The 16,134-nt window shown below is 73.2% G+C and carries 14 protein-coding genes; 8 read left to right on the top strand and 6 right to left on the bottom strand.

All coding sequences use genetic code 11. From position 1 onward, the window contains the following. The first annotated feature begins 106 nt into the window (after nt 1-106). From lspA to BLW17_RS14150, 4 genes are all read left to right on the top strand, one after another. Entirely contained in the window at nt 107-625 is a 519-nt protein-coding gene (gene lspA / locus BLW17_RS14165) for a signal peptidase II (protein ID WP_074826959.1), read from the top strand. Between the two features lie 124 nt (nt 626-749). Further along, nucleotides 750-1,250 (top strand): DUF3035 domain-containing protein, encoded by a 501-nt coding sequence (locus tag BLW17_RS14160; protein WP_036712932.1) that lies wholly within the window; start codon nt 750-752, stop codon nt 1,248-1,250. A 141-nt stretch (nt 1,251-1,391) separates the two neighbouring features. Continuing rightward, nucleotides 1,392-3,032, top strand: coding sequence for a M16 family metallopeptidase (locus tag BLW17_RS18845; RefSeq protein ID WP_083388385.1), 1,641 nt, complete (start codon nt 1,392-1,394; stop codon nt 3,030-3,032). Further along, nucleotides 3,029-4,330, top strand: a complete 1,302-nt coding sequence (locus tag BLW17_RS14150) for a M16 family metallopeptidase (RefSeq protein WP_036735557.1) — start codon at nt 3,029-3,031, stop codon at nt 4,328-4,330. The genes BLW17_RS18845 and BLW17_RS14150 overlap by 4 nt, the downstream gene beginning before the upstream one ends. 70 nt (nt 4,331-4,400) lie before the next feature. Here the strand turns inward: BLW17_RS14150 and BLW17_RS17470 are convergent, their stop codons facing one another. After that, nucleotides 4,401-4,577, bottom strand: a complete 177-nt coding sequence (locus BLW17_RS17470) for a hypothetical protein (protein ID WP_197055303.1) — start codon at nt 4,575-4,577, stop codon at nt 4,401-4,403. Nucleotides 4,578-4,713: 136 nt separating this feature from the next. Between BLW17_RS17470 and mutL the strand changes: the two genes are divergently transcribed. After that, on the top strand, nt 4,714-6,534 hold the full coding sequence (gene mutL / locus BLW17_RS14145; protein WP_036735554.1) for a DNA mismatch repair endonuclease MutL: 1,821 nt from the start codon (nt 4,714-4,716) through the stop codon (nt 6,532-6,534). A 146-nt stretch (nt 6,535-6,680) separates the two neighbouring features. Further along, entirely contained in the window at nt 6,681-7,028 is a 348-nt protein-coding gene (locus tag BLW17_RS14140) for a DUF3775 domain-containing protein (RefSeq protein WP_036703151.1), read from the top strand. 101 nt (nt 7,029-7,129) lie between these two features. On the opposite strand, the gene BLW17_RS14135 is transcribed toward BLW17_RS14140, so the two are convergent. The 5 genes from BLW17_RS14135 to BLW17_RS14115 form a co-directional block, all read right to left on the bottom strand. After that, nucleotides 7,130-8,317 (bottom strand): PQQ-dependent sugar dehydrogenase, encoded by a 1,188-nt coding sequence (locus BLW17_RS14135; RefSeq protein WP_036703149.1) that lies wholly within the window; start codon nt 8,315-8,317, stop codon nt 7,130-7,132. Between the two features lie 75 nt (nt 8,318-8,392). After that, on the bottom strand, nt 8,393-9,535 hold the full coding sequence (locus BLW17_RS14130) for a saccharopine dehydrogenase C-terminal domain-containing protein (protein ID WP_036735552.1): 1,143 nt from the start codon (nt 9,533-9,535) through the stop codon (nt 8,393-8,395). Further along, on the bottom strand, nt 9,532-10,593 hold the full coding sequence (locus BLW17_RS14125; protein ID WP_036735550.1) for a saccharopine dehydrogenase: 1,062 nt from the start codon (nt 10,591-10,593) through the stop codon (nt 9,532-9,534). The genes BLW17_RS14130 and BLW17_RS14125 overlap by 4 nt, the downstream gene beginning before the upstream one ends. Before the next feature lie 71 nt (nt 10,594-10,664). Next, nucleotides 10,665-11,525 carry a C40 family peptidase gene (locus tag BLW17_RS14120; RefSeq protein WP_052176555.1) on the bottom strand — a complete coding sequence of 287 codons (861 nt, stop codon included), beginning with the start codon at nt 11,523-11,525 and terminating at the stop codon, nt 10,665-10,667. Beyond that, entirely contained in the window at nt 11,525-12,946 is a 1,422-nt protein-coding gene (locus BLW17_RS14115; protein WP_036735548.1) for a leucyl aminopeptidase family protein, read from the bottom strand. Before BLW17_RS14115 ends, BLW17_RS14120 begins: the two co-directional genes overlap by 1 nt. A gap of 129 nt (nt 12,947-13,075) precedes the next feature. Here BLW17_RS14115 and BLW17_RS14110 point away from each other — a divergent pair, with 129 nt between their 5' ends. Both BLW17_RS14110 and BLW17_RS14105 read left to right on the top strand, forming a co-directional pair. After that, entirely contained in the window at nt 13,076-14,098 is a 1,023-nt protein-coding gene (locus BLW17_RS14110; protein ID WP_036703142.1) for an aspartate-semialdehyde dehydrogenase, read from the top strand. A 148-nt stretch (nt 14,099-14,246) separates the two neighbouring features. After that, on the top strand, nt 14,247-15,998 hold the full coding sequence (locus tag BLW17_RS14105; protein WP_083388384.1) for a DUF4139 domain-containing protein: 1,752 nt from the start codon (nt 14,247-14,249) through the stop codon (nt 15,996-15,998). Nucleotides 15,999-16,134: the final 136 nt, after the last annotated feature.

The raw sequence follows: 16,134 nt of genomic DNA, 5'->3' as shown, positions 1-16,134 counted from the left end.
GCCCGCGAAGAAGCCCGCCCGGCGCCGGTTGCCGGCCGCCGACGGCACCGCGCCGAAGAAGCGCCGGGTGCTCAAGGCCGAACCGCCGCCCCCGCCGCCGCGCAAGCTGTGGTGGGCGCTGGGCGTGACGCTCGGGGTGCTGGCGCTGGACCAGCTCAGCAAGTGGATCGTCGTGCAGGCCCTGAACCTCAAGGAGGTGCAGGCGATCGACGTGATCGACCCGTGGCTGAACCTCAGGATGGCGTGGAACCAGGGGGTGAACTTCGGCCTCTTCGGCACCGACGCCGAGTTCATGCGCTGGGTGCTGATCGGCGTGGCGCTGGCGATCTGCGTCGGCGTCGCGGTGTGGCTGATGCGGCTGCGGCCCGGCACGCTCGCGCAGGTCGCGGCGGGGCTGCTGGTCGGGGGCGCGCTGGGAAACGTCATCGACCGCGTGGCCTATGGCGCGGTGGCGGATTTCCTGAACATGAGCCTGCCGGGCTGGCGCAACCCCTACAGCTTCAACGTGGCCGACATCGCCATCTTCGCCGGGGCGCTGGGGCTGATCGTCCAGCCGGGGCCGAAACCCGCGCCGCCGCCCGCCCCCGCCCCGCGCCCGCGGCGCCGGCCCGGAAGCGGCGACTGACTGCGGCGGCCGCGCCACCCCCTGCCGCCGATTCCTGCTCACGCGCCCTCAGCACCGCCACAAGACCCGTGACGGACCGCCCCGGACGCGCTAGAAGGCCGGAAACGGGACAGGACGTGAGATCATGCGGGCCGCTTTGCTGACCATCTGCGCGCTGGCGCTCGCCGGTTGCTCGAACGAGGGCAAGCTGATGACGCTCGCCAGCGACGACGGCCCCGAAGAATTCGCCATCGTCCCGACCCGCCCGCTCGAACTGCCGCCGGACCTCGCGCAGCTGCCCGCGCCGACGCCGGGCGGCGCGAACATCACCGACCCGCACCCCGAGGCTGACGCCGTCGCCGCCCTCGGCGGCAACCCGGGCCAGCTGGCCGCGCAGGGCGTGGGGGCCGGGGACGGCGCGCTGCTCGCCCATGCCGCGCGGGCCGGTGTCACGCCCGGCATCCGCCAGGTCACCGCCGCCGAGGATGCGCAATACCGCGCCCGCCACGGCCGCCGCCTGCTCGAGATCGTGGCCCGCACCAACGTCTATTACCGCGCCTACCGGCCGCAGACGCTCGACAGCTGGGCCGAGCTCGAGCGTTGGCGCCGCACCGGCGTCCAGACCCCCAGCGCCCCGCCGCGCTGAGCGGGCCGCGGGCGTCCGGGCGCGCACGGGCCCCCGCAACCGGGCGGCCCCTCAAGCGGCAGTGATCGGGCGACGGGTTGTGCGCCTCGCCGGCTGCGGTCATCCTCTGGCCTTCCCGTTGATGACCTGAAGGGGTCGCCCATGCGCCGCACGCTCCTCGCCGTCCTGCTTATCTCTGCCTCGCCCGCGCTGGCCGAGATGCCGCCGGGCGTGAGCCACTTCACCCTGCCCAACGGGATGGAGGCGGTGGTGATCGAGGATCACCGCGCCCCGGTCGTGGTGCAGATGGTCTGGTACCGCATCGGCTCGGCCGACGAGACGCCGGGCAAGTCGGGGATCGCGCATTACCTTGAGCACCTGATGTTCAAGGGCACCGACAAGCTGGCGGCGGGCGAGCTGTCCAAGACCGTGACCGCCAACGGCGGCATGGACAACGCCTTCACCTCGTACGACTTCACCACCTATTTCCAGCGCATCGCCGCCGACCGCCTCGACCTCGTGATGGGGATGGAGGCGGACCGCATGGCCAACCTCCGCATTGGCGAGGACGACTGGCAGGCCGAGCGGCAGGTCGTGCTCGAGGAACGCGCGCAGCGCACCGACAGCGACCCCCGCGCGCTCTTCGCCGAGGAACGCGCGGCGGTGCAGTACTACAACCACCCCTATGGCCGCCCGGTGATCGGCTGGCGGCAAGAGATGGAGGGGCTGACCCGCGACGACGCGCTGGCGTGGTACGGCGCCCATTACGCGCCGAACGCCGCGGTGCTGGTCGTGGCGGGCGACGTGACCGCGGACGAGGTCCGCAGCCTCGCCGAAAAGCACTATGGCCCGATCCCGGCCCGGCCGGGCGCCGAACGCACCGCCCGCCCGCAAGAGCCGGTGCAGCGGGCGTCGCGGGTGATCGAGATGGCCGACCCACGCGTGCCGCAGCCAACGATCTCGCGCAGCGTGATCGTGCCCGAGCGCAATGCCGGCGACCAGAAGCAGGCGGCGGCGCGGTCGGTGCTGGCCGAATTGCTCGGCGGCTCGCCGCAGACCTCGGTGCTGGGACGCAAGCTGGTGATGACCGGCAAGGCGCTGTGGGCGGGGGCGAGCTACGACGGGCTGACCGTCGATCCCACGACCTTCGCGGTGACGATGGTCTATCCGCCACAGCCCGACACTCAGGCCGCCAAGGCGGCGGCCGAGGCAGCGCTGGACGCGGCCCTCGACGAATTTCTGGCAGAGGGGCCGGACCCGGCGCAGCTCGACCGGGTCAAGACGCAGCTCCGCGCCGCCCGGATCTACGAGCGCGATTCGGCCCACGGGCGCGCCTATGATTACGGGCAGGGGCTGGCGATCGGGCTGACGGTCGAGGATGTGAACGACTGGCCGGACCTTCTCGCCGCGGTCACGGTCGAGGACGTGAAGGCCGCCGCCCGCCTCGCGCTGCGCCGCGAGGGCGCGGTGACGGCCCATCTGCTGCCCGCGCCGGCGGGCGAGGGGGCTGAGCAGGCCGGAGCGGTGGCGACGGAGGCGCCGGCTGCCGACGTCCCGGCCGCCGCTGCCGTGCCGGACTCGGCCGCTGAACGCTCCCCCGCGGCCGACGCGCCAGCCACGGACGACAGCGCCACAGCACCCGCCCCCGACACCGCGGACACTGCACCCGAAACCGCCGCGCCTGGCCCTGCCGACACCCCGCACCCGACGGCGGCCCCCGGCGCCCCGCCACCCCCGCCTGACGGGACCGCCGCCCCTGACGGCGCCGCCCCCGAAACCCCTGCCGCCGAGGTGCAGCAATGATCCGCGCGCTCGTCACCGCCGCCGCCCTCACGCTTCTCGCCGTGCTGCCGGCACGGGCCATCGACATCCAGCAGGTGACCTCGCCCGGCGGGGTCGGGGCCTGGCTGGTCGAGGATCACTCGATCCCCTTCGTGGCCCTCAACATCGCCTTCCGCGGCGGTGCCTCGGTCGATCCCGAGGGCAAGCGCGGCGCCGTCAACCTGATGACCGGGCTGCTCGAGGAAGGCGCGGCCGACCGCGACGCGACCCAGTGGGCCGAGGCGATGGAGGCGCTCGGCGCCAGCGCGAGCTTCAACGTCGGCGACGACGCGCTGACCGTGAGCCTGCGGGCCCTGACCGAGAACCGCGACGCCGCTGCCGACCTCGTGCGCGACGCGCTCACCGCGCCGCGCTTCGACACCGACGCGGTCGAGCGGGTGCGCGCGCAGGTCCAGTCGATCATCCGCGCCGAGGCGAGCGAGCCGAACGCCATCGCCGCCAAGGCCATGGCCGCCCGCCTCTGGGGCAGCCACCCCTATGGCAGCTCGCTCAATGGGACCGAGGACAGCGTCGCCGCGCTGACCGTGGACGACCTGCGCGCCGCCAAGGACCGGGTGCTGGCGCGTGACCGCGTCATCGTCTCGGCCGCCGGCGACATCGACGCGGCCGGGCTCGGCGCGCTGGTGGACCGCATCCTCGGCGACCTGCCCGCCATGGCGTCCGTGCCGCTGCCGCCCGCGGCCACGCCGCAGTTCGACGGCCAGACGACGGTGATCGACTGGGACAGCCCGCAGACCGTGGTGGCCTTTGCCCAGCCCGGCCTGCCGATGAGCGACAAGGACTACTTCGCGGCCTTCGTGCTCGACCACATCCTCGGCGGCGGCGGGTTCTCGTCGCGGCTGATGGACGAGATCCGCGAAAAGCGCGGGCTGACCTACGGCGTCGGCACCGGCCTCGCCAATCAGGTGCTCGGCGAAAGCTGGCAGGGCGGCATGGCCACCGCCAACGCCCGGACGGGAGAGGCCGTGGCGCTGGTCCGTGAGGTCTGGGGCAAGATCCGCGAGGGCGTCACCGATCGCGAGGTCGCCGACGCCAAGACCTACCTGACCGGCGAATACCCGCTGCGCTTCGACGGGAACGGCAAGATCGCCGGGATCCTGACCGGTATGCAGCTCATGGGGATGCCGCGCGACTACGTGAACACCCGCAACCCGCAGATCGAGGCGGTCACGGTCGACGACGTGAACCGCGTGGCCCAACGCCTGCTCGACCCCGCGCGGCTGAGCTTCGTGCTGGTCGGACGGCCCGAAGGGCTCTGACGCGCCTGCGCAACGAAAACGGCCGCCGTCCTTCAGGGGCGGCGGCCGTATCGTTGGCGATGGACGCCGGTCAGCGGACCTGAACGGCCCCGGTGCCACCCAGCGCAGCACCCGCGACGGCGCCAACGGGACCGGCCACGACCGCGCCGGTCGCAGCGCCGGTGGTGGCGCGGGTGCCCGCATCGGGGCCGCAGGCGGCCAGGGCGAGGGTGGCGGTGGCCAGCGCGGCGAGGGTCAGGGTTTTCATGGCGTTCATCCTTGTTGGGCGCATGAGTGAGGTCTGATGTGACCTAAAGCCGCGCCGCGCGCGCCCGGTTCCCGGACCGGCCGTCGGCTCAGGAATCGCTTTCGCGGACAGCGCGATTCTTGCTATATCTGGGGTCATGACGCGCCATGACCCCAACATCCGCCCGGTCATCCGCCAACTGGATGAGGCCGCCGCCAACCGTATCGCGGCCGGCGAGGTGGTCGAGCGTCCCGCCTCGGCGGTCAAGGAGCTGGTCGAGAACGCGCTCGACGCCGGGGCCCGGCGCATCGACGTGACCATCTCCGGCGGCGGCAAGCGGTTGATCCGGGTCGCCGACGACGGCTGCGGCATGACCGCCGCCGACCTGCCGCTGGCGCTGTCGCGGCACGCCACCTCGAAGATCGACGGCTCGGACCTGCTCAACATCCGCAGCTTCGGCTTCCGCGGCGAGGCTTTGCCGAGCCTCGGCGCGGTCGGCCGCCTCACCCTCACCAGCCGCGCCGCGGGGGCCGAGGCCGCCCGCATCGAGGTCGCCGCCGGCCGCATCAGTGAGGTCCGACCCGCCGCCGGCAACCGTGGCACGGTGGTCGAACTGCACGACCTCTTCTTCGCCACCCCCGCCCGGCTCAAGTTCCTGCGCGGCGACCGGGCCGAGACCCAGGCCATCGCCGAGGTCATCCGCCGGCTGGCCATGGCCGAGCCCGGCGTGGGCTTTACCTTGACCGACGCCGACGCCGACCGGGTGCTGTTCCGCGCCGACCCCGAGACGGGCGATGCGGCGCTGTCCACCCGCATCGGCCGGGTCATGGGGCGCGAGTTCGTCGAGAACGCGGTGGCGCTCGACGCCGAGCGCGACGGGCTGCGGCTCACGGGCCTCGCCGCGCTGCCGACCTATTCGCGCGGCGCGGCGGTGGCGCAGCATCTCTACGTCAACGGCCGCCCGGTGCGCGACAAGCTGCTGACCGGGGCGCTGAGGGCAGGGTATTTCGACGTGCTCGCCGCGGGCCGCCACCCGGCGGCGGTGCTGTATCTGAGCTGCGACCCCGAGGGGGTGGACGTGAACGTGCACCCGGCCAAGGCCGAGGTGCGCTTCCGCACGCCCGAGGCCGCGCGCGGGCTGGTCGTCTCGGCGCTCAGGCACGCGATGGCGGGGGCGGGGCACCGCGCCGCCTCGACCGGCGGGACCGCGGTGCTCGGCGCCTTCCGCCCCGAGACGCCGCTGCGCCCCGCGGCGCTGGCGGCGGGCTGGGCCGCGCAGGCCCCGCTGGGGTCTGCCCCCGGCCTGTCCGAAGCGGCGCCCGACTTCGCCCCAGCGGCCGCCCGGATCGAGCCCGACACCACCGAAGCCGCGCCTGACAGCCCAAGCCAGCACCCGCTCGGCGCGGCGCGGGCGCAGCTGCACGAGAACTGGATCATCGCCCAGACCGCGGACGGCATCGTGATCGTGGACCAGCACGCCGCCCACGAGCGGCTCGTCTACGAACGCCTCAAGGCCCAGGCCGAGGCCGCGCAGGCCGCCGGCGCGCCGGTGCCGGGGCAGGCGCTGCTGATCCCCCAGATCGTCGATCTGGGCGACGCGGCCGCACGCGTGCTGGAGGCGGCGGACCCGCTCGCCCGCCTCGGGCTGGTCATCGAGCCCTTCGGCCCCGGCTGCGTCGCGGTGCGCGAGGTGCCCGCGGCGCTCCGCCGGATCGACGCCGCCGCACTCATGCGCGACATCGCCGACGACCTCGCCGACGCGGGCGCGAGCGACCGGGTGCAGGCGCGGCTCGACGCGGTACTGTCGTCGATGGCCTGCCACGGCTCGGTGCGTTCGGGCCGGCGGATGAGCGGGGACGAGATGAACGCGCTTCTGCGCGAGATGGAGCGCACGCCCCGTTCGGGCCAGTGCAACCACGGCCGCCCGACCTGGGTCGAGCTCAAGCTTACCGACATCGAGCGGCTGTTCGGGCGCTAGAAGGGGCTTTGCCCCTCGCGCCTGCGGCGCTCACCCCAGGATATTTGCACAAGGAAGAACCGCAGCCGCGCGCGGATTGACGGGCGGCGGGGTTCGGGCGACAAGCGGGGCACCCTGTCCGGGGCCGCAGAGAGGATTGACGCGCCATGCTTGAGATCAGCGCCGACAAGATCGCCTTCGTCGTCATCCGGGCGCGCGACTACGATCAGGGCCTCGACGGGCGCGGCGGGCGCAACGCCTATGAGCTGCGCGATTTCATCGCCGACCTGAACGACGACGAGCAGGCGGCCCTGACCGCGGTGATGTGGATCGGCCGTGGCACCTTCGATGCCGACGACCTGTCCGAGGCGGTGGCGACGGCCAAGGCCGAAAAGACCACGCCCACCGAGGATTACCTGATGGGCGAGCCGCAACTCGCCGACCACCTCGAGGCGGGGATGGAGGCGCTCGGCCTCTCGCCCGGCGACGAGGCCGACAACCTGCTGAAGGGCTGACGCCCCCACCCCCGGCCCGAGACCGCCTCGGGCTGGACCCAAATATCCTCAGGGGGTGAAGGCCGCGGCACGCGGCCGAGGGGGCGCGAGCGCCCCCTGCCTTACTCCTTCGACACCCGGATCACGGCGCCGTTGTCGGCGTCGGTGATCAGCATCAGCGCCCCGTCCGGGGCCACGGCGAGGTCACGGACCCGGCCGATCCCGTTCAGATAGCGCGCCTCGCCCGACACCTTGCCGCCGTCGAGCGTCAGCCGCACGACCCCGCCGCCGGCCTGCAGCGCGCCGATCAGCGCGCTGCCGTTCCAGTCGGGGAACATCGCGCCGTCGTAGAACGCCATCCCCGAGGGGGCGATCACCGGGTCCCAGTAATAGACCGGCTGCTCCATCCCCTCCTGCGCGGTCTTGCCCGCGTTGATGTCGGCGCCGCTGTAGGCCACGCCGTAGGTGATGACCGGCCAGCCGTAGTTCTTGCCCGCCTCGACGTGGTTCAGCTCGTCGCCGCCCTTCGGCCCGTGCTCGACAGTCCAGAGCTGGCCCTGCTTGTCGAACGCCGCCGCCTGCACGTTGCGGAAGCCCTTGGCGTGGGTCTCGGGCAGGCCGATCCCGGCGCCCATCGGAGCGCCGGTCAGCGGGTCGATGCGGACGATCTTGCCCAGGTGGTTGTCGTCGGCCTGCGCGCTGTCGCGGATCGGTACGTCCGAGCGCTCGCCCAGCGTCACGATCAGCCCGCCCTGCCCGTCGAGCAGCAGGCGGCTGCCGAAGTGCTTGTCGCCGTCATAGACCGGGATCTGGCGGAACAGCTCCTTGACCTCTTCCAGACTGCGGCCGTCCGCCGAGAGCTTCGCAGTGGCGACGGCGGTCTGGTTGCCACCCTCGGCCGGCGCGGCATAGCTGATCCACAGCCGCCGGTCGCTGGCGAAGTCCGGCCCGACCATCACGTCGAGCAGCCCGCCCTGGCCCTTGGCGTCGATCTCGGGCAGGCCCGCGATCGGCTCGGACAGCGTGCCGTCGGCGCCGACCATCCGCAGCCGCCCCGGCCGCTCGGTCACCAGCCACGCCCCGTCCGGCAGAAGCGCCAGCGCCCACGGGTGCGACAGCCCGTCCACCACCGTCTCGGTCTTGAGCGCCACCGTGTCGGCGATCACCGGGGCGCGGGTCTGGCCCTCGAAGGCCGGTTGCTGATTGGGCGCATTCGGCGGGGCGGCGTTGAAATCCTGCGCGAGCGCCGCCCCGGCCATCAGGCCGAGCGCGGCGGCGGTCGTGAGGAACGAGGGGGCAAAGCGGGCCATGCAAAATCTCCTGAACAATTCACTCAGGCAACGTCAGCAGGCCGGGTGCGTTCCCCCCTCGGTCTCACGCGCGGATCACGGTTTTGACAGGTGGTCCACCTTGGCCATGTGGTCGGCGATCTCGCCCACCTCGACCAGCCAGCCGGCAATCGCCTCGGGCGCCGAGGGCGCCGCGTGGACGCCGGGGGCGAAGTCGCCGCGCAGCACCGCCTCGACCGCCAGCGCCACGGGGATCGAGACGAGCTGCGCCATCGCGGTCCCGCGGTCGTTGCCCTGCGCGTCCAGCACCCACTCGCGGTCATAGACCCGCGCCCCGTCGCGCTCGGCCGCCAGCCGGACGAACAGCACCACGCGGTCCGGCTCGCCCTCGGCATAGGCGTGGGCGTCCCAGAACCCCTCGGCCATCTCGCGCAGCCGCACGTCGCCCTCGGGGCCGGTCAGCCCCTCGACCTCGGCGAAGACCTCGGACCACGCCTCGGACCAGCCCTTGAGGCGGATGGTGCCGCGGACGAAATCCCTGAGCGTCCATTCGCGGTCGAACCCGTAGGGGTCGATGAAGGCGGTCGAGTCGCGGTTGGGATAGACCTCGAACCGCTCAGGCACGGGCAGCGGCGCGTCATAGGGATCGATGGCGTGCCAGGGGCGGTCCACCACCCGCTCGGCCCCGTCGCGGATCGACTTCGACGGCGAGCGCAGGGCCCGCAGCACGCCCAGCGGCGACCACGAGAACTTGTAGCGGAACGGGTTGGGGTGGCGGGGGATGCCGCCGCAGTAGCTGGTAAAGCTCACCGCGTCGCCCTTTTGCGCGACCTGCCGGTAATCCGCGACCAGCTCATGCGCCATCAGGTGGTCGATGCCGGGGTCGAGCCCGACCTCGTTGACCAGCGCCACGCCCGCATCCTCGGCCGCCGCCTCGAGCGCCGCCATCTCGGGCGAGATGTAGGACGAGCTGACGAAATGCGCCCGCTTTTCAACGCAGATCCGGGCCAGCGCCGGGTGCTGGTCGGCCGGCAGCATCGAGACGACCACGTCTCCCGCCGCCAGCGCCTCGGTCAGCGCCTGCGGGTCATAGGCGCGGATGTCCTGGGCCAGATCGCCCACCGCGGCGCGGGCCTTCTCCACCGTGCGGTTCCACACCACGACCGGCGTCTTGCCCGTGAGCAGGCGGCGCAGGCCGGGGATCGCCGAAAGCCCGGTGCCAACCCAGTGAATCGTCATGCCGAAAGCCCTTTCAGATGGGTGTCATAGATCGTCGCCGCCCGGCCCCAGGGGCCCGCGTCGATGGCGTCGAGCTGGCGCAGCACCGGCAGAAGCTGGGCCGCGTAATCCTGGCTCGATTCGCGCGGCAGCATCGAGGGCAGGTTGTCGATCGCCGTCACGTCGAGCGGCGGCCGATCGGCCACCCGCAGCGCGGGGGCGGCCCAGTCGGTGGTGCGGTCATAGACCTTGATCGGGGAAAACTCGCTCGTCGGGTCGCAGGCGATGTCGCCGATCACCGTCAGCGCGCGGCCGGGGTTCACGGCGCTTTCCGGCACGAACACCGGGCAGCCGGGCTGCGCGAGGATGCAGTTGAGGAACACCTCGTGCAGCAGGATCTCGGGGAAGGGGCCGCCGTGGGCGGTCTCGGCCATGTCCCACTTGGTCACCCGCACCCCCATCTCGGCGCAGAGGTCGGCGGCGCCGGTGCCGACCCGGCCCTTGGCGCCGATGACGATGGCGCGCGGCCGCACCCGGCCGGTGCCGTCCAGTTCGGCCCGCAGGCTCGCGGCGAGCGCTTCCTTGTTGGGGAACGGGTGGACGGGGCCGCAGATGCCGCCATGCGCCTGCGCCGCCCAGCATTTCAGCGCCACCGCCGCCCCCGCGTAGCCCGCCCAGTAGCCGAAGGCCGCGAGCCGCCGCCCGTCGTCGTCGAGCAGATATTCGAGGTCATAGAGCCGCCCGCCGCCCGCGCGGAACCGCTTGAGCAGCTCCTGCCCCGCCGGCTGGCCCTTGAAGGCGTGGCCGAACATGATGTGGCGGTGGGTGAGCGGGGTGCCGTCCTCGGGCAGCTCCTTGAGGCCGAAGACGATGGCGTCGGCGGGCGCCTCGACCCACGATCCCTCGGGGGCGATGGTGGCGCCGGCGCGGCGGTACTCTTCGGTCGGCAGGATGCGGCGGGGGCTGTCCTCGACCGTCACGGCAAAGCCGCGGCGGATGAGGTCGCGCACCCCCTCGGGGGTGATGCCGACGCGGTCCTCGTTGGGGCGGCTTTCGGCCCGGACCCACAGATGTGTCATGCTGAACTCTCCCGATGCTGGCGGGCTGGCGGTTGCCAGTTTGCGGTTGCCAGTTGGCTGTTGGCCGAGGCTTACGGAAAGGCGACGCGCCCGTCCAGCGAGGGGGCGCCCTGCGCGGCCCCGCCCGCCGGGGGCCGCCGGGCGCCGAGGAACGGCCCGTCGCCGGCCGCGTCGATGCGGGCGATGGCGGCGGCGATGTCCTCGACGATCACCGCCATGGCCGAGGCGGTGGCGTGGACCATCCGCCCGGCGTCCAGCGCCATCGCCACATGGCCCGGCCAGAACAGCAGGTCGCCGCGGCGGATGTCCTCGACCTCGGGGAAGGCCGCGCGCTGCAGGTCGCTGTCGCCCGGACAGGCGATCCCCGCCGCCCACAGCGCCGCCTGCGCGAGCCCCGAACAGTCGATCCCGCCGCGCGAGTTGCCGCCCCACAGATAGGGGGTGCCGACGAGGCTCAGCGCCACCGCCGCCGGGTCGTCGGCGGGGGTGTCGGTCAGATGCTGGACCGGGACGAACCCGCCGGTGACAAGCTCAGCAAACCCGCCCGCGATCCCCGCCACCGCCAGCCGCGCGCCGAGCGTCAGGCTGGCGCTCTCACGCTCTTTCATCGTGGCCTTGGGGTAGATGTGGGTGGCGGGCGCGGCGACCCGGTGGGTGATCGCGGGCCGCTCGGCCGTCAGCGCGGCCATGCCGATCCAGCCGCAATAGCCGTCCGCCGCAGCCTGCACGAAGGCGCGGTCGTGGCGGCGCTCGATCACCGTCACGTCGGCGCCGAAGACGAGCTGGCGGTCGCGGCGGCCGTTCGGCTCGCGGTCCAGATCGACCAGCGGCACCGCGACGCGCATCGCCGTGCCCTCGGTCAGCGTGGGCCGCGCGATCCCGGCGCCGGCCAGCGCCACGCGGTCGGTGGCCGGGGTCAGGCGCGGGTCCATCAGCGCGCCCCCGTCGCGCGGTCGGTCAGCGCGGGCAGCGCGTTGAGGATCGCCCGCATCCCCTGACCGACGCCGCCCTTCGGCCGTCCGGGCGCGGCGGCGGGCTGCCAGCCGTAGATGTCGAAATGGGCGTAGGTGCCCGCGCCTTCCGTGAAGCGCCGCAGGAACAGCGCCGCGGTGATCGCCCCCGCGAACCCGCCCGAGGGCGCGTTGTCGAGGTCGGCGATGGCAGGCTCGATCATCGCCTCGTAGGGTTCCCAGAAGGGCAGGCGCCAGATCGGGTCGGCGTGATCGCGCCCGGCGCCGTGCAGCGCCTCGGCCGCGGCCTCGTCGTCGCAGAAGAACGGCGGCAGGTCCGGCCCCAGCGCCACCCGCGCGGCGCCGGTCAGCGTCGCCATGGAAATCAGCACCGCCGGCGCCTCTTCGGCCGCCAGCGCCAGCGCGTCGGCGAGGACCAGCCGCCCCTCGGCGTCGGTGTTGTTGACCTCGACCGTCAGCCCCTTGCGGCTGGTCAGCACGTCGCCGGGCCGGAAGCTGTCGGACCCGACGCTGTTCTCGACCGCCGGGATCAGCACCCGCAGCCCGCCCGCGCGGCCCATCCGCGCCAGCGTCTCGGCGAGGCCGAGCACGTTCGCCGCCCCGCCCATGTCCTTCTTCATCAGCCCCATCGACGACGACGGCTTGATGTCGAGCCCGCCGGTGTCGAAGCACACCCCCTTGCCGACCAGTGTGACCGCAGGCCCCGCGCCCGGAAAGCGCAGGTCGATCAGCCGCGGCGCGCGCCCCGGCCCGGCGGCGCGGCCCACGGCATGAATCATCGGATAGCCCTCGGCCAGCGCCGCGCCCGAGATCACCTCGACCGCCGCGCCGTGCCGGTCGGCGAGCGCGCGGGCGGCGGCCTCGAGCTCAGCCGGCCCCATGTCGGCGGCCGGCGTGTTGATGAGGTCGCGGGCCAGATACTCGCCCGCCGCCATCGCCAGCGCCGCGTCGCGGTCCACGCTCTCGGGGCAGACCAGCCGCGCCTTGGGCGGCTCGGCGGTCTTGTAGCGGGCGAAGCGATATTGCGCGAAGAGCCAGCCGAGCGCCCCGTGGATCAGGTCATAGGACGCGGGCGCGCCCTCGATCCGCCATGCCCCGGCGGGCAGCGCCTCGGCGGCGCGGGCCAGTGTGAAGCGCTCGCGCGCCGGGCGGTCGGCGGGGGTGGCGGGCTTGCCGATGCCGAACAGCGCGCCCCCCACCCCGTCCGGCCCGGGCAGCAGGCAGAGCTGCCCCGGCCTGGCGGCGAACCCGCTGGCCGCGGCAAAGCCGGTCTCGACCCCCTCGGGCCACAGCGGCCCATCGTCGCCCTGCGGCACCAGCCACAGCGGACGCGCCGCGGCGTCGGGGGCGGCAAACTCGGGTTCGGGCGAAGCGATGGTCATCAGGCGTTTCCCTCGGGGTGGGCGCAGACGCGCAGGGGACACGCGGCCCCGTCGCACAGCGCACGACATATTCACTTTCCCCCCGGTTTCCGCTAAGCGCGGCCGGCTGAAAGCGAAAGGATTCCCCAGATGGGTTACAAGGTCGTCGTCGCGGGCGCCACGGGGAACGTGGGCCGCGAAATGCTGAACATCCTGGCCGAGCGCCAGTTTCCCGCCGATGAGGTCGTGGCGCTGGCCTCGCGCCGCAGCCTCGGCACCGAGGTCAGCTATGGCGACAAGACCCTGAAGACCAAGGACATCGAGGGCTTCGACTTCACCGGCTGCGACATCGCGCTGTTCGCCATCGGGTCCGAGCCGACCAAGAAATACGCCCCCATCGCGGCGTCGCAGGGGTGCGTCGTGATCGACAACTCGTCGCTCTACCGCTACGACCCCGACGTGCCGCTGATCGTCCCCGAGGTGAACCCGGACGCGGTCGAGGGCTACGGCAAGAAGAACATCATCGCTAACCCCAACTGCTCGACCGCGCAGATGGTGGTGGCGCTGAAGCCCCTGCACGACCGGGCGCGGATCAAGCGCGTCGTCGTCTCGACCTACCAGTCCGTCTCGGGCGCCGGGAAAGAGGGGATGGACGAGCTGTGGGAACAGACCAAGGCGGTCTACAACCCGACCTCGGACGTGCCGCCGAAGAAGTTCCAGAAGCAGATCGCGTTCAACGTGATCCCGCAGATCGACGTGTTCCTCGAGGGTGGCGACACCAAGGAGGAATGGAAGATGACGGCCGAGACCAAGAAGATCATGGACCCGCGCATCAAGGTCACGGCGACCTGCGTGCGGGTGCCGGTGTTCGTCGGCCATTCCGAGGCGGTCAACGTCGAGTTCGAGGATTTCCTCGACGAGGACGAGGCCCGCGACATCCTGCGCGAGGCGCCGGGCGTCATGGTGATCGACAAGCGCGAGCCGGGTGGCTACGTCACCCCGATCGAGTGCGTGGGCGACTATGCCACCTTCGTCAGCCGCATCCGCCAGGACCCGACGGTCGAGAACGGGCTGAACCTGTGGGTGGTCAGCGACAACCTGCGCAAGGGCGCGGCGCTGAACGCGGTGCAGATCGCCGAGCTGCTGGGCAACCGGGTGCTGAAGAAGGGCTGAGGCCGACCGGCCCGCGCCGCCCGCATCGGCGGCCCCCGCCTGACCCATCGCAGACGTGAGGGCGCCCCGGACGGGCGCCCTCTTGCGTTGTGGCGGGATCGGTCGGACCCTGTGGGCCGACCCGTCCCCGCGCGAGAGGATCGCCCCGATGCCGCTCTCCCCCACCTCGCCGGCGCTGCGCCGGATCCTGGCCGCCGCGCTGGTCCCGGCCTGCGCCGCCCTGCCGCTTTCGGCCCAGACCGCCGCCCCGGCCCCGACGGCGCTGCCCGCCCCGATCCCCGCCGCGGCCATCCCGCCGGCCCCGGTGGCCCCCGCCGCCGAGCCGATCCGCGCCAGCGCCCCGGTGCGCGAGGTCACGCTCTACCCCGACGGCGCCACGGTGACCCGGGCGCTGCACCTCGACGCCGCCCCGGGCGTGCGCGAGCTGATCGTCACCGACCTGCCGCCCGGCATCGACGCCACCACGCTGCGCGTCGCGGCCACCGGCGCCACGGTCGGCTCGGTCGCGCTGCAATCCGACCGCGCCCTGCCCGGCGATCTGGCCGAGACCGACGCCGTCCGCGCCGCCCGCGAAGAGGTGCAGCGGCTCGAGGCCGCGCTGCGCGACCGCGACGCCGCCACTGCCGCGATCCGCGCCGGCGCGCAGGCGGCCGAGGATACCGTCGCCTTCCTCCGCGCCCTCGGCCAGTCCGACAACGCAACCTCGGGCGACGTGAACGCGCTCGCCGACACCGTGGCCGCCCGGCTCGTCGCCGCCCGGCGCGAGATGGTCGCCGCCGAAACCGAGGCCGCCGCCGCCGAAGTCGGCCGCGACGAGGACGTGAAGGCCCTCGACCGCGCCCGCGCCGCGCTCGCGGCGCTCGAGACGCCCGAGACCCCGCCCGCCGCGCTGATCGTCCAGCTGGACCTGCACGGCCCCGCCGACCTGACGATCACCCACCAGACCGGCGCGGCCAGCTGGTCCCCGGTCTATGACCTGCGGCTGGCGCGGACCGGCGGCACGGCGGGGACGATCACGCTCGACCGCGGGCTGATGGTCTCGCAATCGACGGGCGAGGACTGGACGGGGGCGGCGCTGACGCTCTCCACCGCCCGCCCCTCGGGGCAGGTTCAGGCGACCCCGGTGGACCCGTGGTTCCCGCGGGTCGAGGATGGCGCGGTGAGCGCCGTCCCGATGCAGGATGCCATGCCGAGCTACGCCCCCGCCGCGCCGATGCCCGAGATGGCGGTGCGCAGCATGGGCAAGGGCGCCGCGGTCGGCAACGCGGCGCTGGACCGGATCGGCGCGACGGTCGTCTATCGCTACCCGACGCCGGTCACGATCCGCACCGGCGCTGACGCGGTGCGGCTGGGAATGGACGCGCAGGCGATCCCGGTCGAGGTCGTGGCCGAGGCCGTGCCGCTCTACGATGACAGCGCCTATCTGCGGGCCGAGGGCAAGAACCCGCTGCCCGAGCTGATCCTGCCGGGCGCCGCGACGCTTTATGCCGACGGCGCGCGGGTGGGCGAGACGGCGCTGCCGCTGATTGCCGCGGGCGACTACATCCGGCTGGGCTTCGGCCCCATCGACGGCCTCAGGGTCGAGCGGCGGGTGCCCGAGCAGTCCGAGGGCACCCGCGGCCTGATCCGCAGCGCCAACCTGCGCGAGGAGACCGCGACCCTCAGGATCGAGAACCTGACCGGCGAGGCGTGGCCGCTGCGGGTGGTGGACCGGGTGCCGGTCAGCACCCAGGACGACCTCAGGGTCGAGTGGCAGGCGAACCCGGCCCCGGACGAGACCGACCCCGAGGGCCAGCGCGGCGTGCTCGTCTGGCACACCGACGTCGCCCCGCACGCGGTGCGCGAGATCACCCTGACCACGACGATGCGCTGGCCCGAGGGTCAGGTGCTCGTCGAATAGCGCCCTTTCAGCGACCCGATAGCGCCCCTCACCGGGCAGGTTTCCGCCCTCGCCGCCCGGCGCGCGGGCCGGAACCTGCCGATCCGGGCCGCGCCCGTCTCGACACCTGAATGTGAGCGAACGGGTCAGGCCCGGC

It is taken from the genome of Paracoccus sanguinis (genome assembly GCF_900106665.1).
GTDB classification, from domain to species: Bacteria; Pseudomonadota; Alphaproteobacteria; order Rhodobacterales; family Rhodobacteraceae; genus Paracoccus; species Paracoccus panacisoli.
Note: the sequence above shows the minus strand (reverse complement) of the source record. Positions and strands in the feature narration are given on the sequence as shown.